The sequence below is a fragment of the Streptomyces sp. NBC_00986 genome (assembly GCF_045162565.1).
GTDB lineage: Bacteria > Actinomycetota > Actinomycetes > Streptomycetales > Streptomycetaceae > Streptomyces.
Window position 1 is genome coordinate 6868418 of record NZ_CP108733.1, and the last position, 21776, is coordinate 6890193.

Annotated in this window: 18 protein-coding genes; 13 read left to right on the forward strand and 5 right to left on the reverse strand. The window is 70.6% G+C overall.

What is annotated here, in order from left to right:
• Positions 1-169 precede the first annotated feature (169 nt).
• The gene (locus OG504_RS30785) at positions 170-820 is read left to right on the forward strand and encodes an RNA polymerase sigma factor (RefSeq protein WP_405992716.1); all 651 of its coding nucleotides are present in this window, start codon (positions 170-172) and stop codon (positions 818-820) included.
• Entirely contained in the window at positions 817-1860 is a 1044-nt protein-coding gene (locus tag OG504_RS30790) for a CU044_5270 family protein (protein ID WP_405992717.1), read from the forward strand. Before OG504_RS30785 ends, OG504_RS30790 begins: the two co-directional genes overlap by 4 nt.
• 15 nt (positions 1861-1875) lie before the next feature.
• Here the strand turns inward: OG504_RS30790 and OG504_RS30795 are convergent, their stop codons facing one another.
• The gene (locus OG504_RS30795; RefSeq protein ID WP_405992718.1) at positions 1876-3546 is read right to left on the reverse strand and encodes an IclR family transcriptional regulator C-terminal domain-containing protein; all 1671 of its coding nucleotides are present in this window, start codon (positions 3544-3546) and stop codon (positions 1876-1878) included.
• 338 nt (positions 3547-3884) lie between these two features.
• Positions 3885-5168 carry a M6 family metalloprotease domain-containing protein gene (locus OG504_RS30800; protein WP_405992719.1) on the reverse strand — a complete coding sequence of 428 codons (1284 nt, stop codon included), beginning with the start codon at positions 5166-5168 and terminating at the stop codon, positions 3885-3887.
• A 321-nt stretch (positions 5169-5489) separates the two neighbouring features.
• Here OG504_RS30800 and OG504_RS30805 point away from each other — a divergent pair, with 321 nt between their 5' ends.
• Together OG504_RS30805 and OG504_RS30810 are read left to right on the forward strand one after the other, a co-directional pair.
• Positions 5490-6134, forward strand: a complete 645-nt coding sequence (locus OG504_RS30805; protein WP_405992720.1) for a TetR/AcrR family transcriptional regulator — start codon at positions 5490-5492, stop codon at positions 6132-6134.
• Between the two features lie 130 nt (positions 6135-6264).
• Positions 6265-7824 (forward strand): MFS transporter, encoded by a 1560-nt coding sequence (locus OG504_RS30810; RefSeq protein ID WP_405992721.1) that lies wholly within the window; start codon positions 6265-6267, stop codon positions 7822-7824.
• Positions 7825-7935: 111 nt separating this feature from the next.
• Here OG504_RS30810 and OG504_RS30815 read toward each other — a convergent pair whose 3' ends face one another.
• Positions 7936-8463: a MarR family winged helix-turn-helix transcriptional regulator gene (locus tag OG504_RS30815; RefSeq protein WP_033285689.1), complete on the reverse strand. Its 528-nt coding sequence runs from the start codon at positions 8461-8463 to the stop codon at positions 7936-7938.
• 123 nt (positions 8464-8586) lie between these two features.
• Here OG504_RS30815 and OG504_RS30820 point away from each other — a divergent pair, with 123 nt between their 5' ends.
• The gene (locus OG504_RS30820) at positions 8587-9390 is read left to right on the forward strand and encodes a dioxygenase (protein ID WP_405992722.1); all 804 of its coding nucleotides are present in this window, start codon (positions 8587-8589) and stop codon (positions 9388-9390) included.
• A gap of 4 nt (positions 9391-9394) precedes the next feature.
• On the opposite strand, the gene OG504_RS30825 is transcribed toward OG504_RS30820, so the two are convergent.
• On the reverse strand, positions 9395-9925 hold the full coding sequence (locus OG504_RS30825) for a GNAT family N-acetyltransferase (protein ID WP_405992723.1): 531 nt from the start codon (positions 9923-9925) through the stop codon (positions 9395-9397).
• Positions 9926-10138: 213 nt separating this feature from the next.
• On the opposite strand from OG504_RS30825, the gene OG504_RS30830 reads away from it, so the two are divergent.
• Positions 10139-11137: an RNA polymerase sigma factor RpoD/SigA gene (locus OG504_RS30830; protein WP_405992724.1), complete on the forward strand. Its 999-nt coding sequence runs from the start codon at positions 10139-10141 to the stop codon at positions 11135-11137.
• Between the two features lie 441 nt (positions 11138-11578).
• Positions 11579-12343: a TetR/AcrR family transcriptional regulator gene (locus OG504_RS30835; RefSeq protein ID WP_405992725.1), complete on the forward strand. Its 765-nt coding sequence runs from the start codon at positions 11579-11581 to the stop codon at positions 12341-12343.
• 25 nt (positions 12344-12368) lie between these two features.
• Here OG504_RS30835 and OG504_RS30840 read toward each other — a convergent pair whose 3' ends face one another.
• Entirely contained in the window at positions 12369-13349 is a 981-nt protein-coding gene (locus tag OG504_RS30840; protein ID WP_405992726.1) for a helix-turn-helix transcriptional regulator, read from the reverse strand.
• Between the two features lie 102 nt (positions 13350-13451).
• On the opposite strand from OG504_RS30840, the gene OG504_RS30845 reads away from it, so the two are divergent.
• The 6 genes from OG504_RS30845 (at position 13452) to OG504_RS30870 (ending at position 21744) form a co-directional block, all read left to right on the forward strand.
• A complete protein-coding gene (locus OG504_RS30845; protein WP_405992727.1) occupies positions 13452-14972 on the forward strand; it encodes an MFS transporter in 1521 nt (506 codons plus the stop codon).
• A gap of 1326 nt (positions 14973-16298) precedes the next feature.
• On the forward strand, positions 16299-17030 hold the full coding sequence (locus OG504_RS30850; RefSeq protein WP_405996467.1) for a Crp/Fnr family transcriptional regulator: 732 nt from the start codon (positions 16299-16301) through the stop codon (positions 17028-17030).
• 81 nt (positions 17031-17111) lie between these two features.
• Positions 17112-17630: a hypothetical protein gene (locus OG504_RS30855; RefSeq protein WP_405992728.1), complete on the forward strand. Its 519-nt coding sequence runs from the start codon at positions 17112-17114 to the stop codon at positions 17628-17630.
• A 151-nt stretch (positions 17631-17781) separates the two neighbouring features.
• Entirely contained in the window at positions 17782-18543 is a 762-nt protein-coding gene (locus tag OG504_RS30860; protein WP_393752194.1) for a DeoR/GlpR family DNA-binding transcription regulator, read from the forward strand.
• Complete coding sequence (gene pfkB / locus OG504_RS30865) at positions 18540-19487, forward strand: 1-phosphofructokinase (protein ID WP_393752192.1); 948 nt, start codon at positions 18540-18542, stop codon at positions 19485-19487. The genes OG504_RS30860 and pfkB overlap by 4 nt, the downstream gene beginning before the upstream one ends.
• Positions 19488-19629: 142 nt before the next feature.
• Positions 19630-21744 (forward strand): fructose-specific PTS transporter subunit EIIC, encoded by a 2115-nt coding sequence (locus tag OG504_RS30870; protein WP_405992729.1) that lies wholly within the window; start codon positions 19630-19632, stop codon positions 21742-21744.
• The last annotated feature ends 32 nt before the right edge of the window (positions 21745-21776 follow it).

Genomic DNA, 21776 nt, shown 5'->3' on the forward strand with positions numbered 1-21776 from the left:
GGCAGCCGTGGGAGCGTGCCTCATGCCTGGAACTGTCCGCAGGGCAGCGGGAGTTCGAGCGACCCGCGCCGCACCTCTCCCGGCATCCCAGAGGCTGTGCAGGGCCGATGCGGGTCAAGATGTGACGCGGGTCACCGCAGCGCGGTCCCGGCGGCGGACAGGGAAGGGTGTGGAGAACTCACTGCGTGCCCGTGTGCGAGCCGGGGATCCGGACGCGTTCAGGCACCTCTTCGACGAGCACGCCGGAGTGGTCCACCGGCACGCCGTCCGGATGACCGGCAACTGGGGCACGGCCGACGACATCGTGTCGCTGACCTTCCTGGAGGCGTGGCGGCTGCGCGAGCGCGTGCTTCCCGGTGACGACAGTCTGCGCCCGTGGCTGCTGGGGATCGCGACGAACGTCACGCGCAACACCGCCCGGGCGGCGCGCAGGCATCAGGCCGCGCTCTCCAGGATTCCGCCGCCCGACCCCGTGCCGGACTTCGCCGACGAGGTCACCCGGCGCCTGGCCGACAGCGAGGAACTGGCCGCCGCGCAGCGGGCGTTGAGCACGATGCGGCGCGGCGAGCGCGAGGTGTTCACGCTCTGCGTGTGGGAGGGCCTGGACGCCGCCACCGCCGCCGAGGCCCTAGGCGTGGCCGTCGGCACCGTACGGGCCCGGCTCTCGCGCGCGAGAAAACGCCTGCGCAAGCTCACCGAACTCGAACTCCGGCGCGAGAGCGCCACGTTGAACAGCGGAGTGCAACGCCCGGCCGCGGCCGGACAGTCACCGGATAGCCGCCACCGGGCGGCTCGGTCCACGCAGGAGACGAAGCGATGAACACCAACCCGCTACGACGCGATCAGCCGCTCGACCACCACGAGTTGGCCGAGTTGCTGCCCGCGCCGGGCCGTCCGGTGCTCGCTCAGGACCGCCACCGCGTACTGAGGGAACACCTGATGCAGCACATCACCCGCGAGCACGAGTCCACCCGTGAGCAGTCCACCCACGAGCAGTCCGCCACGACGACCACCTCACGTCCGTCCCCCGCCCGCCGGCGCCTCGTTCTCGTCGCCGCGCCGCTGGCCCTGGCCGCCGTCGTGGGCCTGGGCGTGGTGGCAGTCGGCAGTGCGCAGGACGGCAAGCGCGGTACGACCGCCGCGGGCGTCACCGCCGCCGACCATCGGAAGGCCACCCAACTGCTGGGCCGGATCGCCCTGGCGGCGGCCGACCGGCCGGCGGTCACGGCCCGCGACGACCAGTTCATCTACACCAAGTCCCAGGGATCGGCGGCCGAGTTGGGCGTCGACTTCAGCAGCGCCGAGGAACTCGCCCGGCACAAGGGGACCTTCACGCCGAAGGCCTACAACGGGGCCGTCCAGCAGGAGCAGTGGAATTCCGTGGACGGTAGGCGGGACGGTCTGCGGAAGGGCGTGGCGCTCGCCGACCCCTCCCAGAAGATGGCCATGGACATGAAGGGAACCGGATACCTGACCTTCCGGCAGCTCCAGGCCCTGCCCACCGACCCCGACGCGCTGCTGAAGAAGTTCTCCGCCGACGCCGGGAACGTAACGGCGGTCCGCCGCACGGAAGTTGTGGTCGAGAACCTAGGCGCCGTCATCGACGAGGCCACCCTGCTCCCCGACCTCAGCGCCGCGATCTACCGTGCCACCGCCGAGCTGCCGGGGGTGAGTGTCGTCGACCACGTCAAGGACGCCTCGGGGCGCGAGGGCGTCGGCCTCACCTTCAAGGGCGCCCCGAAGGGCTACGCCTGGGTCTTCGACTCGTCCAGTCTCGTCTACCTCGGTACAACCGACGCCGCTCTCCTGGGAGTTGGCGTCACGGACAAGACGGGTGAGGCGCCGGTCAGCTCGTCCTGAGTGAACCGCCCGGGGTCAGGTCGCCGACACCCTGGTGAAGCGGCCCGCCACCCGTAGGTCCGCCTCGATGGCGCCCGCCGTCGCCGTCAGCTCGGGCAGGACGTCCCGGACGTACTCCGCGACCGTGCGGCCGGTCACATGGGTGGCCGTGTTCAGCGCGGCCACCACCCGGCCCGTACGGTCGCGGACCGGTACGGCGATCGAGCGCAGCCCCGCCTCCAACTCCTCGTCGACCAGGGCGTATCCCTGCGTACGGACCGTCTCCAGCGCCGCGGCCAGCGCCGCCGGGTCGGTCAGCGTGCGGGGGGTCAGGGGGCGCAGCTCGAGTTCCCTCGGCGGGGCGTCGGCCAGCAGCACCCGGCCCAGTGCCGTCGCGTACGCCGGGAACCGCGTACCCACCGCGATGTTCACGCTCATCACCCGGCTCGTGGCGACCCGGGCCGTGTACTGGATCTCGTCGCCGACGAGGATCGCGAGGGACGCCGACTCGTGGATGCGGGAGGCGAGGGCGGTGAGGTGGGGGAGCGCCAGGTCGGGGAGGGTCGTACGGGAGAGGGGCGGGAAGCCGAGGGACAGGACCCGGGGTGTGAGGGCGAAACGGCGGTCGCCGGACGGAGCCACCAGGCCCAGGTGTTCGTACGTGATCAGGGCCCTGCGGGCCGTCGCCCGCGCCAGGCCCGTCGCCTGGGCGACCTCCGTGAGGGTCAGTTCGGCACGGCCTTCGCCGAACGCCGTCAGGACCGTCAGACCGCGGGCCAGGGACTCGACGAACTCCCGGCCGAGCTCCTGCTTGGACGCTCCCGTCCAGGTCGCGAGCCCGGAGGGGGCGGCGACGGACTCGCCCCGCGGAGCCTCGCGCAGGTCCTCCGCCAGGTCCTCCTCCATCGTCCGCACCGCCGAACGCAGCCTGGGCAGAAGGGAGTCGCGCAGGTCGTCCGCCGTGTGCCGGCTCGTGTGGCTCACCACGCTCGCCACGCACGCGATCCCGCCGGTACGCGGGTCCCGCACGGGCACGGACACCGCCACCAGCCCCGGTTCGATCAACTGGTCGTCCAACGCCCAGCCGTCCTGCCGCACTTGTACGGTCCACCGCTCGAAGTCGGGCCCCGGCGACGCCCGTTCGGGAACGGCCGGGAAGCCCTCGTCCCTTGGGTCCGCCGCCCGCCGCTCCCGCCAGCGCCGCCACTCCAGGTCGGTCCACTCCGTCGCGAACAGCGGTCCTGGCGCGGTGCGTTCGGCCGGGAGCAGGTCGCCGATGCGGAAGCTGAGGGACATCGCACGGCGGCGGGTGGCCTGGTGGATGAAGCGGATGCCGTCCCGGTCGCCCACCGCCAGCGACACCGACTCGTCCAGCTCGTCGGCGAGGGCGTCCGCGCGGGCGTCCAGGACGGAGGGCAGGCGCAGGGCGGCGAGATAGGCGTTGCCCAGTTCCATCACCCGAGGGGTGAGAACCGCGTCCCGGCCGTCGAGACGGACGTAGCCCATGCGCGCGAGCGTCGCGGTGATCCGGTCGACCGTGGAACGCGCGAGCCCGGTGGCCCGTTCGAGCCCGCTGAGGCTCAACACCCCACCCGCCTCGGTCAGTTGACGCACCACCGCGACCCCCCGGATCAACGGCGCGACCGCCTCGGCGGGCACGGCAACGGCAGGGTCGACCAGCGTGAGGTCAGCGGCGTCAGTGGGCATCGATTCTCCGGTACGGCGATCTCGGCAGCCCTACGGTAAGCCCGCGCCCGACGCCCTGGTCACCGACGGCTCCGAGGCGGGTCCGGTCGCCGCGCCTGCACCGCCGCGACAGTCCTGTCCTACGGCAGGCCCGTGCCCGACACCTTCACCGGCGGGGGCTCAACGGCGCCGGGCGCCCGGTGCACGCCATCTCCGGCGGGCCTGCGCCGACGCCCCAGGGCAGTCCCGTGCGCTCACCGTTGCCGAACCAGCGACACCGGCTTTAGGAGAGCCGTGCTCCATCCACTGAACCGCGCCCGCCCACCTGCCCGCACCCCGCACCTCCACCCCCTACCGCTCTACCGCCGCCGTGTCACCGTCACCCGGTAGTTCCCCGCCGTGTCCGCCCCCGTCACCGCGATCCGGATCCCCCGCGTCGGGTCGTTGAAGCTCTCGCCCGCGGTGAACGGCGCGTCCGACAGCTCGGCCTGCACGTTCGGGCTCCGGGTGCAGCCGCCGCTGTCCCGGTGGGCGTCGTAGACCTTCACCGGGCCCATCCCCGTGTCCACGTCCGCTTCGACCTTGTAGATGAGGATGCCGGGGCGGCACACCGCCTCGTCGTTGCCCTCGCGGGTGCGCAGCTCCAGGGCGTAGCCCGTGCGGCGGGTGAGCGGGACGAAGACCAGGCGGGTGCCGTCCGTGCCCGGGCGTTCCAGCGGGGCCAGGGTGTACTCCGAAGTGCCCCTGCGCATCGCGCAGTTGACCTGGGAGGGGTCCAGCCAGCCGAGTTTCCACTTGTGCCAGCCGAGGAAGTCGTTGTCGGCGCCCCAGTCCTCGCTCATGATGTCCCAGTGGCCGACCGCGCCCCCGCCCTCCTGGGTGTAGAGGTCGGGCAGGCCGAAGACATGGCCGTTCTCGTGGGGGAGGACGCGGTAGCCGGTCTGGGAGTACGAGCCGGAGCCGTCGTCCTGGCGGGAGTAGACGAAGGACGCGTTGGAGACCGGGACGCCGTCCGCGACCGGGGCCTCCGTGTTGCCGGCGAACGTCACCGACAGGACCGTGTCCAGGGCGGAGGGGCCCGCGTTCGGGGTGACCAGGACGTTCAGGAGGTCGTACTGCCGGAAGTCCACCGTCGGGTCCGCCGCGGCCACGATGTCCTGGACGAGTTGCCGGTACCCGGGGTCGAAGGGCGCGCCGCGCTCTATGCCGTAGGACCTGAAGGGCTTGGGCATGCGGAGCCAGTGGGTGACCGGGGTCTCGGGGCGGTAGTCGAGGCGGCCGTAGGAGCTGGTGGCGAACCACTCCTGGGTCTTGGGGAAGAACTCGCGGTACCGGTCCATGGCGGTGCCCTCGCCGGGGGCGTCGGAGAAGTCGACCATCAGGGTCAGGGCGTGGACCGTGCCGGTGGAGCGGGAGTAGCCGCCCGGGGTGGGGATGCCCTCGGACATCTGGACGTCGAGGGGGCCGTTGATCATGCAGGAGCCGAGTGCGGAGGTGCGGGCGAGCGCGACCGGGCCCGCCGCCGTCATGGCGCCCGGGGTGAGGTGTCCGGTACCGGCCGAGGTGCTGACCGCGAGGGTCAGGACGGTCACGGACGCGAGGGCGGCCACGCGGCGCGGGCGTATCCGACGGCTGGGCTGCATGCAGGGACCCTTCGCGCCAACGGCAGCCGCCGGTCTCCGGCTGCACCCTTTCGATCACCCTGTGTCGTGTGCCGCGAGGGCGCGCGCTGGAGGAGACCGACCGTGTGTTTCTCGCTGGTAGGGGGCCGAATGGGCAGGTCCGCGGGAGTGCCGGGCGGAGATCCAAACCGGGATCCCGGCGAATGTGACTCAGGTCACATCAGAACAATCGCGGAGGTGGAAATAACCGGGGAGCGTCTCCCCGTTTAGCCATGTGTCCGAGCGAAACGGGGATTCGGTCCCCGGATCGCCTCAGCAGTCCAAGACCTTCAGGAGCAAGCCGTGACGACCGCGACCCCCGTACAGCGAAAGGTGACCCGGCCGCGCGCCGACGCTTTGCGCAACCGGGAGCGGATCGTCACCGCCGCCCGCGAGATGTTCGTCGAGTTCGGCCCCGATGTGCCGCTCGACGAGATCGCCCGCCGGGCCGGCGTCGGCAACGCCACGCTTTACCGCAACTTCCCGGACCGTGACGCCCTCGTTCGCGAGGTCGTGGTCTCGGTCATGGACCGTACGGCGGAGGCCGCCGAGCAGGCGCTCAACGAGACCGGCGACGCCTTCGCCGCTCTGGAGCGCTTCGTGCACGTCTCCGCGGACGAGCGGATCAGCGCGCTGTGCCCGATGATCTCCAGCACCTTCGACCAGTTCCACCCGGACCTGGAAGCCGCCCGCGAGCGGGTCGAGGAGCTCATCGACGAGGTCATGGAACGGGCCAGGAGGGCCGGGCAGCTCCGGTCCGACGTGGGAGTCGGTGACCTGATGGTCGCCGTGGCCCAGCTCAGCCGGCCCCCGGCCGGCACCGGTTGCCTCAGCGCCGACCGCTTCGTACACCGACACCTGCAGCTGTTCCTGGACGGACTCCGGGCCCCGGCCCGCTCGGTCCTGCCCGGCACGGCCGCGACGATGGAGGATCTCCGGCAGCCCTGACCGATCAGTTCAGAGCGTCACGCCAGTCTCAACAACAAGCTTTCCGGCTCTCGTCGACGTAGACGAGCCGTCCCCGACCACGTCCTTCTTCCGTATTTTTCCGTCACGAAGTCCCGAAGTGGGTACCACCATGTCTGAAACTGCTCGAAGCGCCCCAGGCGCTCTCGACAAGGCCTCCGAGGCCGAGCACGAAGCCCATTCCAACCGCTGGAAGGCGCTCGCGTTCATCGCGCTCGCCCAGCTGATGGTCGTGCTCGACGCGACCATCGTGAACATCGCCCTCCCGTCCGCCCAGACCGACCTGGGCATCTCCGACGGCAACCGGCAGTGGGTCGTCACGGCCTATGCCCTCGCCTTCGGTGGTCTGCTGCTCTTCGGCGGCCGTATAGCCGACCTGTGGGGCCGCAAGCGCGCCTTCGTCGTCGGTCTGACCGGCTTCGCCGCCGCGTCCGCGCTCGGCGGTGTCGCCACCACCGGCGCCATGATGTTCGGCGCCCGTGCCCTCCAGGGCGCGTTCGGTGCCCTGCTCGCGCCCGCCGCGCTCTCCCTGCTCGCCGTGATGTTCACGGACGCCAAGGAACGCGCCAAGGCGTTCGGCATCTACGGCGCGATCGCCGGTGGCGGCGGCGCCGTCGGCTTCATCCTCGGCGGTGTGCTGACCGAGTACCTGGACTGGCGCTGGACGTTCTTCGTGAACATCCCGTTCGCGATCGTCGCCGCGCTCGGCGCGTACTTCGTCATCCGCGAGCCGGCGGGCGGCCGCAACCGCAACCCGCTCGACATCCCGGGCGTGCTCCTGTCGACCCTCGGTCTGGTCTCGCTCGTCTACGGCTTCACCCGCGCCGAGTCCAACGGCTGGGGCGACTCCTCCACCATCGCGCTCTTCATCGCGTCGGCCGTCCTGCTGGTCTCGTTCGTGATCGTCGAGTCCAAGGTCAAGGCCCCGCTGCTGCCGCTGCGCGTGATCACCGACCGCAACCGCGGCGGTATCTACCTCTCGCTCGGCATCGCCATCATCGCGATGTTCGGCACGTTCCTCTTCCTCACCTACTACCTGCAGGTCGTGAAGGGCTTCTCGCCCATCAAGACCGGCTTCGCCTTCATGCCGATGATCGTCGGCATGATGGTCGGCTCGACCCAGATCGGCACCCGGCTGATGACCCGCCTGCCGGCCCGTCTGCTGATGGGCCCCGGCTTCCTGGTCGCCGCGGTCGGCATGCTCCTGATGACCCAGCTGGAGATCGGCTCGTCGTACGCCTCGATCATCCTGCCCGCGATGCTGCTGCTCGGTCTCGGCATGGGTACGGCGTTCATGCCGGCCATGTCCCTGGCCACCCTGGGCGTCGAGCCCCGGGACGCGGGTGTCGCCTCCGCGATGGTCAACACCTCGCAGCAGGTGGGCGGCGCCATCGGTACGGCCCTGCTGAACACGATCGCCGCGTCCGCGACGACCGCGTACATCAAGGACCACATCGCCGGCGCGGGCACCTCCAAGACCCAGCAGCAGCTCGTCGCGCTGCAGGGCCAGGTGCACGGCTACACCAACGCCATCTGGTTCGCCGTCGGCATGCTGGTGACGGCCGCGGTCATCGTCTCGGTCCTCGTCAACGCCGGCAAGCAGGGTTCCGACCCGGTCGCCTCCGGTGACGACATCGAGGACGAGTTCAAGATCCCGGTCGTCGCCCACTGACGACGCCCGGCCGGTCGTACCCCCTTCGCACCATCCGTGCCTACGGGGAAGGGGACGCCCCGTAGGTACGACTCCCAGGAACTGCCCTGGTTCTCCGTTGAGTTGAGCGGCTCAGCGGAGCCAGGGCAGATCCGCACCCGCTTCGTTCGGCTGAAGTCCCTCGGCGACGATCTCCATGATCTCGCCGAGGGACTTCTGCTGTTCCGGCGTCAGCCGCTCGAACAACGCCTGCCGTACGGCGGTCACATGGCCCGGCGCGGTCCGGCTGAGCACGCCGTAGCCCTCGTCGGTCAGCACCGCGAACTGGCCGCGCTTGTCGGAGGGACAGTCCTCGCGGCGCACCCAGCCGTTCTTCTCCAGGCGCGCGATCGCGTGCGAGAGGCGGGAGCGGGTGATCTTCGCGTTCATGGCCAGCTCGGTCATCCGCAGCCGGCGGCGCGGGGCCTCGGCGAGCTGCACGAGCAGGCCGTAGTAGATGTGCGGCATGCCCGCGTCGCGCTGGAGCTGGCGGTCCAGATGGTCCTCCAGCAGGGTGCTGGCGTGCATGTAGAAACGCCAGACGCGCTGCTCCTCGGCGGTGAGCCAGCGGGGTTCGTCGGAGGGTGCCGTCTCGTCAGCGGGTGCGGGTGCCGTGTTCATGCACTCCACTGTACGAGAGCTCTCCTTGAAGGTTAAACAAACGGGGCGTAAGCTCTGCTGGAGGAAGTTTGAGAGTTCAAGCATCCAGTCGAGCACACAGTCCGAACCTGGGGAGTGACCGTCATGTCCACCGCCGCACCGGAGCGCATGCCCGCCCTCTATCTCAGCCACGGCGCCCCGCCCCTCGCGGACGACCCGATCTGGCCCGGCGAACTCGCCGCCTGGTCCGCCGACCTCCCGCGCCCCAAGGCGATCCTCATGGTCTCCGCCCACTGGGAGGAGGCCCCCCTCGCCCTCGGCGCGGTCGACCCGGTCCCCCTGGTCTACGACTTCTGGGGCTTCCCCGAGCACTACTACCAGGTCCGCTACGACGCCCCGGGCGCCCCCGAACTCGCCGAGTCCGTACGGAAGTTGCTGCGTGCCCCGGGCATCCCGGTGCAGGACGTCCCGGGCCGTGGCCTCGACCACGGGGCGTACGTCCCGCTCGTCGAGATGTTCCCGGCCGCCGACATCCCGGTCCTCCAGGTCTCGATGCCGACCCTCGACCCGGCGAAGCTGATGGACATCGGCCGCAAGCTCGCCCCGCTGCGCGACGAGGGCGTCCTGATCGTCGGCTCCGGCTTCTTCACCCACAACCTCGCCGCACTGCGCCACACCGGCGGGGGAGTGCCCACCTGGTCCTCCGAGTTCGACGACTGGGGGAAGCGCGCGCTGGAGTCCCGCGACTGGGACGGCCTGCTGGACTTCCTCCACAAGGCCCCGGCCGGGCGCTACGCCCATCCGCGCACCGAGCACTTCGCCCCGCTGTTCGTCACCCTGGGCGCGGCGGAGGCGGGCGGTGACCTGGACGCGCGGGAGTCCTTCAACCCGTCCGTGATCGACGGGTTCTGGATGGGGATGGCGAAGCGGTCGGTGCAGTTCGGCTGAGGCTTTACAGGTCCTTCTCGTGCCAGGCGACGTCCCAGTAGCGGCCGAACTTGCGGCCCACCTCCCGGTAGGTGCCGACGTACCGGAACCCGAAGCGTTCATGCAGCCGCGTGGACGCTTCGTTGGGTTGTGCGATGCCCGCGTACGCCCGGTGCACGTCCTCGTCCGCCAGGGCCTCGAACAGGGCTTTGTAGAGCAGCGTGCCGATGCCCCGGCCGCCCGCGTCGGGCGCGAGGTAGATCGTGACCTCGACCGAGGTCGAATAGGCGGGCTTCGCCCGGTAGGGGCTGGATGTGGCGTAGCCGAGGATTCGCTGTGAGTTTCCTTGGAAGGTCCCGTCCACGGCAACCTTCAGGCGGTATGGCCCGTCTTCAGGGTGGGAGAGCAGCCAAGAGCGACGCTCCTCCGGCGTGAAGGGGACCGTGTCGAAGGTGATCGGGGTCTCGCGTACGTAGTGGTTGTAGATGTCCGTGAGGGCGTCGAGGTCGCTCTCGACTCCCGGCCTGACCTGCACCTCTGTATGTTCCGACAGCATCGTTACCCCCTTGTGGCCGGACAGGGTACTGCAAGATCAGAAAAATAGGGGAGCGGGTTGGGAATTCTGTCCGGATTCCAGTCGTTGTTTCCATCAGATGCAGGGCACACGAGAAGAGTCACCGGACAAGTGCCACAGCATCGGACGAACACCTGCTGACCCTCCCCCAGTGCCAAAGGGCCTGGGGGGACCCCCATTCGCAAGGGAGCACGCATGGCAACCCGTGCCGTCGCCCGTCGTAAGTCCGCCTCCGGCGAGACCTCCGGCGTGGCGCGCAGTGTTCGCGCCCATGGCGGCGAGATCGCCGACCGCGACCTGGTCGGCATGTATCTCGACGAAATCGCGCGCACACCGCTGCTCGACGCCGCCAAGGAAGTCGAGCTTTCACAGACCATCGAAGCGGGCGTGTTCGCGCGCCAGGTCCTCGAGGGCGAGGAGAAGTCCCAGGCGGACGCCTCCCACGCCGAGCTGGAGGCCCTGGTCGCCGAGGGGGAGCGTGCCAAGGACGTCTTCATCCGTTCCAACCTCCGCCTGGTCGTGGCCGTGGCCCGCCGTTACCCCCGTAGCGGCCTGCCCCTCCTCGACCTGATCCAGGAGGGCAACGCGGGCCTGGTGCGCGCGGTCGAGAAGTTCGACTACCGCAAGGGCTTCAAGTTCTCGACGTACGCGACCTGGTGGATCCGCCAGGCCATCACCCGCTCCATCGCCGACCAGTCCCGGACCATCCGCCTGCCCGTCCACCTCGTGGAGGAGCTGGGCCGGATCCGCCGGGTGCAGCGCGAGTTCAACCGCAAGAACGGGCGGGAGCCCGAACACGCGGAGATCGCGGCCGAGTTGGACACCACCCCGGAGCGCGTGACGAACGTCCTGGACTGGGCCCGTGACCCGGTCTCGCTGAACATGTCGGTGGACGACGACGGAGACACCCAGTTCGGTGACCTCCTGGAGGACACCTCCGCGGTCTCGCCCGAGCAGTCCGTCATGACCCTGCTGCGCAGCGAGGAACTGGACGACCTGATCGGCCGCCTCGACCAGCGCACGGCCTCCATCATCAAGATGCGGTACGGCATGGAGGACGGCCGGGAGCGCACGCTCACCGAGGTCGGCAAGGAGCACGGCCTGACGCGCGAGCGCATCCGCCAGATCGAGAAGCACGCACTGCTGGAACTGAAGAAGCTGGCCAGCCAGACCGGCTTCGACGCGGCGGCCTGAGCGGTCGTGAGCGCGGCGGGAGCCGTGCCGGGGGCGTGAGTCTCCGGCCTCCGGCCCGGCCCGGTGGACGCGGGGGCGCGTACGAACGAGGTGCGCGCCGGACCGCGTACGCGGGGTGGCGGGAGGCCGCGCGAACATGGCTGTGTAACGCCGCTTCAAGCTGCTGGGCCCGGGGAACAACACTTCAGGGCCCATGAGTTGGGGTCCGGGGCGGTGCCCCGAGATCCTCTGAGCCAAGTCCCGACGCACCACCCCCCCCCGGCGCCGGGACTCTCCCGAACCGGGCTTCGGCGCCTGTCCCCCCAGGCGTCGGGGCCCGGTTCTTCTCGTCTGCGGGGCGGTCGGGGCGTCGGCACACCGGGACGGCGGGGCACCCCGTACCTGAACTCCGGGGTGGCCCGCCGAATGGCAGATTGTGCCACAGCGGCATAGCCTGCCGGTGTGAGCAGCCCCACCCCAGCACCGGATTCCGGCCCTGGTTCCCCCTCCGGCCCCTCTGCCCCCTCCGCACCGCTCTCGCTGACCGAGCGGCGCAAGGCCGAGACCCGGATGGAGATCGCCCGGGCCGCTGCCGGACTCTTCGTGAGACACGGGCTGCGGGCCACCCGCGCCGAGGACATCGCCCAGAGCGCGGGCATCGCCCCCCGCACCTTCTACCGCTACTTCGCCACCAAGGAAGAGGCCGTCGCCCCGCTCTACGCGGCCGGCGCCCAGCGCTGGGTGGAGGCGGTCCGCGCGGCCCCGGCCGCACTGTCGGTACCGGAGGCCCTGGAACACGGGATCCGCCACACGCTGACTCCCGGGGTGGGCGTCTCCGTCAACTCCTGGACCTGGGTGCGCACGTTGATCGGCATGGCCGAATCCAGCCCTGCCCTGCGCCGGGTCTGGGCGGAGGTCTACCAGGCCTCGGAACGCACCCTGGGCGAGATCCTCGCGGAACGCCTCGCCAAGGGCGAAGACACCGACGTCGATCCGGCTCCGTCCGTGCTGTCCCCCGAGGTGCGCTTCGCCGCCGCCGTGGCAAGTGCCGCCGTGCGTACGGCTGTTGAGGGGTGGGCGTGCGGGGAGGGGCAAGGGGGTGCGAGTGCCGGTGCGAGTGCGGTGGCGGGGCCGGTGGAGCTGGCGCTGCGGAATCTGCGGGCGTTGCGGGACTTTCCCTGGGGGGAGCTGGGGACGGGACGGGGCGCAGGGCCGGGCACGGGGTGAGCTCCGCTCACACACCCTCCGAGGCTCAGGCCTGCGGCTCGGCCGCACTCCCCGCCCGGCTCAGCCGTTCCCCCAACTCCCTTACCTGCCGCACCAGTTCCTCCGGCTCGTGCACCGTGAACCCGTACCCCAGCATGGCCAGCCGTACGGCCAGCCAGTCCACCGCGTCGCCGGTCGTGGCTCGCAGGCGGCAACTGTGCTCGTCGAGCGGCTCCGGGGTGCCGAGCCAGGCCGGGATGCGGGCCGCGACGACCTCGGCGGGGGCGGCGAAGGTGACGGCGTACTCGTAGGTCTCCTGACGCCGCTGCATGGACTGCCGTAGATACTCCGCGGCGCTTCCGGTCGGCAGCTCGCGCGGGGTGAACCGGGCCCCGGTGGCGAAGGGTTGGCTCACCCGGTCGACCCGGAACGTCCGCCAGTCCTCGCGGTCGAGGTCGTAGGCGACGAGATACCAGCGTCGGCCGGTCGAGACGAGGCGGTACGGCTCCGTCCGGCGGCGGGACTCGGTGCCGTCCTTGGCGCGGTAGGCGAAGCGCAGCCGTTCCTGGCCGGCGATCGTCGAGGCGATCACGGTCAGCGTCTCGGGGGCGATGCTCGCGCCGTCGCCACTGGTCAGCGGGGTCGTGGCGGCCTGGAGGGTGGCGACCCGGTGCCGCAGTCGCGAAGGCAGTACCTGTTCCAGCTTCGCCAGTGCCCGTACGGAGGCCTCGTCCACGCCCTCCAGCGCGTGCCCGGCGCCCGCGCGCAGGCCGACCGCGATCGCCACCGCCTCCTCGTCGTCCAGCACCAGCGGGGGCATCGCCTTGCCCGCGACGAGCCGGTAGCCGCCGTCGGAGCCGAGCGTCGCCTGCACGGGATAGCCGAGTTCGCGGAGCCGGTCGATGTCCCGCCGGACCGTGCGCCGGGACACCCCGAGCCGGTCGGCCAGCTCGCCGCCGGGCCACTCACGGGGCGTCTGGAGGAGCGAGAGGAGCTGGAGGAGCCGGGCCGGGGTGTCCGTCGTCATGAGCCCTCCGTCGTAGTCATGAGCTCTCCGTCGTCGTCATGGATTCGAGGATGCCGTAGAACTAGGACACGATCTGACCTAATGAGGTCATAGCTTCGAGCCATGACCTCCACCGAAACCCTTGTGGACAGCCCAGCCCCCGAGGCCCCCGTGGCCGGCGCGGGTGACCGGCGGCGCTGGTTCGCCCTCGCGATCGTGATGACCGCGGCCTTCATGGACCTCGTCGACGTCACGATCGTCAATGTCGCGATCCCGTCGATCCAGCGGGACGCGGGCGCCTCCTTCAGCCAGATCCAGTGGATAACGGCCGGTTACGCGCTCGCCTTCGCCGCCGGGCTGATCACCGGCGGGCGGCTGGGTGACATCCACGGCCGCAAGCGGCTGTTCCTCGTCGGCATCGGCGGCTTCACGCTCGCCTCCGCGCTGTGCGGCTTCGCCGCGAACCCGGAGATGCTGGTCGCCTCGCGCATCCTCCAGGGCGGGATGGCGGCGATGATGGTGCCGCAGGTGCTGTCGATCGTGCACGCGACCTTCCCGGCGCACGAGCGGGGCAAGGTGTTCGGGCTGTTCGGCGCGATCGTCGGCCTGGGCGCGGTCTCGGGTCCGTTGCTCGGCGCGCTGCTCACCGAGTGGAACCTCTTCGGTCTTGAGTGGCGCCCGATCTTCCTGATCAACCTGCCGGTCGGTATCGCGGGCCTGATTCTCGGCACCCGCTTCATCACGGAGTCCAAGGCGCCGCGCGCCCTGAAGCTGGACCTCGTCGGCGTCACCCTGGTCACCCTCGGCCTGCTGATGCTGCTCTATCCGCTCACCCGGGGCGACGAACTGGGCTGGCCCGCCTGGGGGTTCGTGTCGATGTCCGGCTCGATCGGGGTCTTCGCCGGGCTGGTGGCGTACGAGAAGCGGAAGGCCGCGCGGGACGGTTCGCCGCTCGTCGAGCTGTCGCTGTTCGAGGTGAAGAGCTTCGCGGCGGGCATCGCCGTACAGACGGTCTTCGGGATCGGACTCGGCATCTTCTTCCTGGTCTGGACGCTGTACATGCAGATCGGGCTGGGCTGGAGCCCGCTGCGGGCGGGGCTGACCGGCGTACCGTTCTCGATCGCGGTCTCGGTGGCGGCCGGGATGTCCGTGCAGAAGCTGGTGCCGCGGCTCGGTGGACGCAATGTGCTGCAGACCGGCGCGCTGGTGATGGTCGCGGGCGTGCTGCTCTACCTCTGGGAGGCGGACCGGTACCAACTGGCCATCGCCTCCTGGCAGATGGCGCTCCCGCTCGTCGTGATGGGCGCCGGCATGGGCCTGATCTTCGCCCCGCTGACCGACACGATCCTCTCCGAAGTGCCGCGCGAGCACGCGGGTTCGGCGTCCGGACTCATCAACACCGTTCAGCAGATGGGCAATGCGCTGGGGCTGGGCTTGGTGTCGGTGGTCTTCTTCGGCTCGATCGGCGACCGGCTGACCCCGGCCCAGGTGGGTCCCGCGTTCGTCAACGCCTTCCAGAACGCGCTGGGTTGGGTGGCTGCCGTGATGGGCGTGATCTTCCTGCTGATGTTCGCGCTGCCGGGGCGGGCGGCGGGGCAGGTCACCGGTCAGGCGGCCAAGGAGGTTGAGCCGAGCGGGAGTTGACCCCGCCCACCGAAGCGCGAGATGTCGTACGACAGCGCCCCGCCCCGAGGCAGTACGGGGGCGGGGCGCTCGACGCAAACCGTCGGACGATGGCGTACGCCGGTGCGCGGGGGGAGGCGTACGCCGGGCAGGTCTGACGGCGTGGACGGCGTCGAACGTAACGCCGCGTAGTGCAAGGGTCGCTTACGGAGTGAACGCTCCACCCTCGTGGCGGTACGTGCAGCCAACTCGCCTGTCCTGCAGGAAAATTGACGGAGTGGGAGATGGTGATGGGAAGGGCGGGGTGGAGCGGGACCGGGTAATGATGTCCTTGTCCATTAGTCGATATTTTTTCATGTGCTGCAGTGAACCCCGGATTTCCCTACGGAGATATGTTTCCTGTGCGGATTCGCTGTATTTCTTTTCGGATCGAACTGCCTCTCGGAAATGAATTGCCGAGGCGTCGGTCGGTTAATTCTTTGGGTGCGTCGCCGGTCGATCGGATCGCCGGTCAGGTGGGGGCGTGTTGGCGGAATATGTTTGGTCTTGATCGATGGCTGTCATTTGAAGGTGCTGTCATACCTCGGTGGGCATGGGGGCGGTCCCGCCCTCATGTCTGCAAAAGGGATAAAGCGCGCGGCCGGGCGAGGTGTCCCGACGGCGTGTGCGGGAGAGTGTGCTGTCGGTGACAGCCCCGGGGCGGCGGTTCGGGCTGGCCATCCGGCGGCAGAGCGGCCTTGTCGCCCGATGGGGAGTGACCCTGGGGCGGGTCGTGGTGTTTACTGGGCAGCGGTCTGATCCCTGACGGGTCCGGGCCTTTCCGGGAGGTCCTGGGGGTGGTGCCCCAGGGCCTCTCGTCTTTGCCGCCGGTTCGTGTGGGCGTCATATGTCGCTCACCGGAGAAGCGTCCCGACATGCCTCTGAGAGGGTGCGGACTGCGGGGATAACCGGTTTGGTAATTGTGAAATTGGTGGTCACTTTTCCGTCCGGATTACGTGTGATCTTCTGTGATGAAGCCCCGCTGTGAGGGGTTTCGAGTCATGATCACTATTCGTCGCGGTACCTTTGGGATCGCGACTGGCTCTTCTCTTGCAACGAGCGGTACCGTTCTGTCTCGCTCAACTGTTTCCCCCGGCCTCACCACCCGGGCGTTGCCGCACCTCCCGGAGAGGGAGGCCGGACCCGTCACCCGTGACCCCGCTGACCGGCGGGGTCGCAGAGCTTCAACAGAACAGAGAAAGGGACTCGGACCCCAATGCGTACCGTGACACATCGTCACCACCGCGCGCTTCATGGCGCGTGCGCCGGGACACGCGCCGCCGCGGCATTTGGAGCCGGCGAGTGAGGATGCTCGCGACCGACGACACCGCCCGGCCGGTCGACCTTCTCCGGGGGCACGAGAGCAAGCCCCGGGGAAGCTTCCTGCGGTGCCTGGACACGGAGGACTGGCGCGCTCTGGTGGAGGCCGGCCTGCGCAGCCGCAGCTTCGCGCGGGACGAGCACCTGCCGATCGGGCCGGACGACGGGAACGTCTACATCATCTGGGACGGTGTCGTACGCCAGGACCGCTTCCCGCTCGGCGAGGGGGAGCATGTCCCCGCCGTCACGCGGTTCCGGGGTCGCGGACAGCTGGTCGGCGAGGCCAAGCTCGTGACCTCCGGCTCCGCCGTCCTCACCAAGTGTCTGGCCGAGACCGTGGCCATCCCCTGCCGTGCCCGCTACTTCAACGCCCTGCTGAGCAAGTGGCCCGATATCCGACTCGCCCTCCTGCGCAGCCTCGAAGACCGCAACCGCAGCGACGAACTCGTCTACACCATGGCCACCCGGCCACCCCTGGAGCGCGTCAGCAGGCTGCTGGCGCACCTGGCCGACACCGTGGGTTCCCCCGGCCCGAGGGCGAGCTCCACCAACATCATCGGTCCGGGGCAGAAGGACCTGGCCGCGGCCCTCCAACTCGCCGTCTCCACCACCGAGAACGCGATCCGGACCCTGCGCTACCACGGGATCATCGAAGCCCGGTACCGCCGGTTCGTCGTGCACGACGTCGACGCGCTGCGCCACCTCGCCGCCGGGAACTGACACCGCCCGGCGTACCGGACCCCCCACTCCGGCACCCCGGTCCCTCTGCCGCTCACGCTCCGCCCCCGAACGGATCACCGCATGATGACCAGCACCACCACGCTGGCGATCGGCACCAGTGCCGGCACCCTCCTCCTGACCGCCACCTCTGCCCTCGTCATGGGTCTCTTCGCCGGGTTGTCCCACCGGCACCAGAGGCAGTTCTTCGCCTGGACGCGGAAGATCCGCCGCAAGGACGAGACGAACACCGACTTCGACAAGCCGGCCGAATGGCTCGGCGACCTCTACAAGGCCCAGTGCGGCCTCACCCGGAAGCCCTGCGCCGCCGACGACTTCGCGGAGATCTCCTCGATCGGGAACATGATCGAGGGCATCACCGACCACACCGAGGCCGTCCGCCTCGAACTGACGAAGGTGGTCGAGTGCGTGCGGGGCTATGTCGCCACCGCCCTGCCCGAGCCCGGTCCCGTCACGCGCATCACCGTCCCGTACCACCGTGCCCAACTCACCCTCGCCATGCGCCAGGAGGCCGCCCGGGGTGAACTGGTGCGCGCCATCCTCGCCGCCCAGAAGAGGATCAAGGACCTGCGCCACAGCTGACCGCGGACTGCACACCGCAAGCAGCCCTCCCAAAATGATCCCTCTGCCCGTTCATGTCCACCTCATGCCCGAACCTGTTTACTTTCCGGAAATCCGGGCGTAGCCTCCGAGCGAAACCACAAGTTCGGGCAAAGGTCGGAGGCGAACGGACATGTACGCACCGGAGCGGCAGCAGGAGATCCTCCGGCTGGCCCGTGACGGCGGCCGGGTGGACGTCGTATCGCTGGCCGAGGAGTTCCAGGTCACGGCGGAGACGATCCGCCGGGACCTGAAGGCCCTCGACCGCGCGGGACTCGTCCGCCGGGTGCACGGCGGTGCCATACCCGCCGGGCGGCTGGACTTCGAGCCGGACCTCGCCGAGCGCGAGTCGACGGCGGCCGACGAGAAGGACCGGATCGCCAAGGCGGCCCTCGCCGAGCTGCCGATGCAGGGCACGGTGATCCTCGACGCCGGTACGACGATCGCCCGCCTCGCGGGCATCATCCCGCTGGAGGCCGAGCTCACCGTCGTCACGCACTCCCTGCCCATCGCGGCCCGCCTCGCGGACCACCCGGGCATGCAGCTCCACCTCGTCGGGGGGCGCGTGCGGCACCGTACCCGCGCCGCCGTCGACGCCTGGGCGCTGCGGGCGTACGGCGAGATCCGCGCCGACGTCGTGTTCGTCGCGGCCAACGGTTTCTCCGCCGGGCACGGGCTGACCACGCCCGACCTCGCCGAGGCCGCGGTCAAGCGCGCGGCGATGACCGCCGCCCGCCGCGTGGTGCTGCTCGCCGACTCCGCCAAGCACGGCCAGGAGCACTTCGCCCGCTTCGGCGCCCTGAGCGACGTGGACCTGCTGATCACCGACAGCGGGCTGAGCCCAGAAGACGCCACCGCCATGGAGCGCGGCGGCATGGAAGTAGTGCGCGCATGATCCTCACCGTCACCCCGAACCCGTCCCTCGACCGCACCTACGAGGTCCCCTCGCTGGACCGCGGTGAGGTCATACGGGCCACCGGCGAGCGCATGGACCCGGGCGGCAAGGGCGTCAACGTCTCCCGCGCGGTCGCCGCCGCGGGCCGCCGTACGGTCGCCGTCCTGCCGCTGGGCGGAGCGCCGGGCGCGCTGGTCGCGGACCTGCTCGACGCGCAGGGCATCGAGGTCGCGCCGGTCCCGGTCGCCGGGGCCACCCGCTCGAACATCGCCCTCGCCGAGGCGGACGGCGTCCTGACGAAGATCAACGCCCCCGGCCCCGAACTGACCGCCGCCGAACAGGAGTTGCTCCTGGAGACGGTCAGGCAGCAGTCCCGTGACGCCGACTGGATCGCCTGCTGCGGAAGCCTTCCGCGCGGCCTCGCGCCGTCCTGGTACGCCGAGTTGGTCGCCCGCGCGCACGCCGTCGGCGTCCGTATCGCCCTCGACACCTCCGGCCCCGCGCTCATCGAGGCCCTGCGCGAACGCCCCGACGTCGTCAAGCCCAACGCCGAGGAGCTCGCGGAGGCCGTCTCCCGCCCCCTCGCCACCGTCGGCGACGCGGTCAAAGCGGCTGAAGAACTACGGGAGTTGGGCGCGGGTGCCGTCCTCGCCAGCCTCGGCGCGGACGGGCAACTGCTCGTGGACGGCTCCGGTGCCTGGTACGGCAGCGCGCGCGTCGACGTCGTACGCAGCAATGTCGGTGCGGGGGACTCCTCGCTGGCCGGCTTCCTGATCGCCGGCGGCCACGGCCCCGAAGCCCTTGCCTCGGCCGTCGCCCACGGCGCCGCCGCCGTCCAGCTCCCCGGCAGCGTGATGCCCACCCCGGCCGACCTCGACCCGGCCGCGGTCACGGTCACGGCGGACGTCCCGGTGGACCGCGTCCTGACGGAGCCGGTGACATGAACGCGCTCATGGTCGCTACGACCGTCCGTCCCCGCTCCCCGTTAACCGCCGCCCCCTTCCGGCAGTCCCGCAGTACCCCCGTCCCCGTCCCCACCCCCGCCCACGGCAGTCCCCGGGCGATACGCGTGCGAAGGAGCCCGCGATGAGCGAGATGATCACCGCGGACCTGGTCGACCTCGACCTGTCCGCCGATACCAAAGAGGCGGCGGCACGTGCCCTCGCCGAGCGCATGGTCGCCCAGGGCCGGGTCACCGACCTGGAGGGCTTCCTCGCCGACGTGGCCGCCCGCGAGGCGCAGATGCCGACCGGCCTGGACGGCGGCATCGGCATTCCGCACTGCCGCAGCGAGTACGTCACCGAGCCGTCGCTCGCCTTCGGCCGCAGCGCCGACGGCGTCGACTTCGGCGCCCCGGACGGCCCCGCCGACCTGATCTTCCTGATCGCCGCGCCCGCCGGGGCCGACGACGCCCACCTGACGATCCTCTCCGCCCTGGCCCGCCAGCTCATGAACGCCGAGTTCACCTCCGCCCTGCGCGCGGTCGGCGACGCGGAGAGCGCGGCGGCCCTGATCCGCGGCGACGAGACCCCGGCGCCGAGCACTCCCGCGCCGAGCACTCCCGAAAGCTCCGCCGCGACGCCGGTGGCGGCCTCCGCCGGCGCCGCGGCGGGCAGTTCCCCGGCCGACGGTTCCCCGGCTGCTACGGCTGCTACGGCTGCTACGGCTGCTGCGGCGGCCGCGGACACCGGCGCCGGCGCGCAGCCGTTCCGTATCGTCGCCGTCACCTCCTGCCCCACCGGTATCGCGCACACCTACATGGCGGCCGAGGCGCTGGAGAACGCGGGCCGTGACGCCGGTGTCGAACTCGTCGTGGAGCCGCAGGGTTCGGCCGGTTTCACCCGGCTCGACCCGGCGGTGATCGCGGCGGCGGACGCCGTGATCTTCGCCCACGACGTGCCCGTACGGGAGAAGGAGCGCTTCGCCGGGAAGCCGACCGTCGACGTCGGCGTGAAGGCGGGCATCAACCGTCCCGCCGAGCTGATCAGCGAGGTCCGCGGCAAGGCGGAGCGCGGCGAGGTCACCGGCGGATCCGCGCCGACCCCGGTCGAGCGCGGCGGCGAGGCGGGCGAGGGCTACGGCTCCATGCTCCGCAAGTGGCTGATGTCCGGCGTCAGTTACATGGTCCCGTTCGTCGCGGCGGGCGGTCTGCTGATCGCCCTCGGCTTCGCGATCGGCGGCTACGAGATCAAGTCCGCGCCCTCGGTCATGCAGCACTTCGTGTGGACGCAGACCGACAGCTGGGCCGCGCTGATGTTCCAGATCGGCGGCGTCGCCTTCGGCTTCCTGGTCCCGGTCCTGGCGGGTTACATCGCCTACGGCATGGCGGACCGGCCCGGTCTGGTGCCCGGCTTCGTCGGCGGCATGATCGCCTCCACCATCAACGCGGGCTTCCTCGGCGGTCTGGCCGCCGGTCTGATCGCCGGTGGTGTGGTGCTGGCGATCCAGAAGGTGAAGATCCCCAAGGCGGTGCGCGGGATCATGCCGGTGGTGGTGATCCCGCTGATCTCCACGGCGATCGTCGGGTTCCTGATGTTCGTGGTCATCGGGAAGCCGATCGCCTCGGCGCAGAAGGGCATGACCGACTGGCTGAACGGCCTCAGCGGCTCGAACGCGATCCTGCTGGGTGCCCTGCTCGGCCTGATGATGTGCTTCGACCTCGGCGGCCCGGTCAACAAGGTCGCGTACACCTTCGCCACGGCGGGCATCGCGGTCTCCAACCCGAGTGACTCGGCGATGAAGATCATGGCCGCGGTGATGGCGGCCGGCATGGTCCCGCCGCTGGCGATGGCCCTGGCGACGACCGTGCGCGGCAAGCTCTTCACCGAGACCGAGCGCGAGAACGGCAAGGCCGCCTGGGTCCTGGGCGCCTCCTTCATCTCCGAGGGCGCGATCCCGTTCGCGGCGGCCGACCCGCTGCGGGTCATCCCGTCCGCGATGGTGGGCGGCGCGATCACCGGTTCCCTGTCGATGGCGTTCGGCGCGACCCTGCGGGCCCCGCACGGCGGCATCTTCGTGGTCCCGCTGATCGGCCACGCGTTCCTCTACCTGATCGCCATCGCGGTCGGCATGTGCGTCACGGCGGCCCTGGTCGTCGTACTGAAGGGCATGCGCAAGCCGGCCGCCGGCAGCACGGTCCCCGGAGCACCGGAGGACATGGCCGCCCCTGCGGCGGACACGAAGCAGCCGGTCGCCGCCTAGGGTCTTTCCGGCCTCCGTCCGGCCTCTTTTGG

Bases quoted from the DNA above. Each gene is read 5' to 3' on its own strand.
- OG504_RS30795 (WP_405992718.1), bottom strand. From the start codon at position 3,546: ATGCCCACTGACGCCGCTGACCTCACGCTGGTCGACCCTGCCGTTGCC.
- OG504_RS30860 (WP_393752194.1), top strand. From the start codon at position 17,782: ATGTACGCACCGGAGCGGCAGCAGGAGATCCTCCGGCTGGCCCGTGAC.
- OG504_RS30855 (WP_405992728.1), top strand. From the start codon at position 17,112: ATGATGACCAGCACCACCACGCTGGCGATCGGCACCAGTGCCGGCACC.
- OG504_RS30810 (WP_405992721.1), top strand. From the start codon at position 6,265: ATGTCTGAAACTGCTCGAAGCGCCCCAGGCGCTCTCGACAAGGCCTCC.
- OG504_RS30850 (WP_405996467.1), top strand. From the start codon at position 16,299: ATGCTCGCGACCGACGACACCGCCCGGCCGGTCGACCTTCTCCGGGGG.
- pfkB (WP_393752192.1), top strand. From the start codon at position 18,540: ATGATCCTCACCGTCACCCCGAACCCGTCCCTCGACCGCACCTACGAG.
- OG504_RS30830 (WP_405992724.1), top strand. From the start codon at position 10,139: ATGGCAACCCGTGCCGTCGCCCGTCGTAAGTCCGCCTCCGGCGAGACC.
- OG504_RS30820 (WP_405992722.1), top strand. From the start codon at position 8,587: ATGTCCACCGCCGCACCGGAGCGCATGCCCGCCCTCTATCTCAGCCAC.
- OG504_RS30870 (WP_405992729.1), top strand. From the start codon at position 19,630: ATGAGCGAGATGATCACCGCGGACCTGGTCGACCTCGACCTGTCCGCC.
- OG504_RS30840 (WP_405992726.1), bottom strand. From the start codon at position 13,349: ATGACGACGGACACCCCGGCCCGGCTCCTCCAGCTCCTCTCGCTCCTC.
- OG504_RS30815 (WP_033285689.1), bottom strand. From the start codon at position 8,463: ATGAACACGGCACCCGCACCCGCTGACGAGACGGCACCCTCCGACGAA.
- OG504_RS30800 (WP_405992719.1), bottom strand. From the start codon at position 5,168: ATGCAGCCCAGCCGTCGGATACGCCCGCGCCGCGTGGCCGCCCTCGCG.
- OG504_RS30845 (WP_405992727.1), top strand. From the start codon at position 13,452: ATGACCTCCACCGAAACCCTTGTGGACAGCCCAGCCCCCGAGGCCCCC.
- OG504_RS30790 (WP_405992717.1), top strand. From the start codon at position 817: ATGAACACCAACCCGCTACGACGCGATCAGCCGCTCGACCACCACGAG.
- OG504_RS30825 (WP_405992723.1), bottom strand. From the start codon at position 9,925: ATGCTGTCGGAACATACAGAGGTGCAGGTCAGGCCGGGAGTCGAGAGC.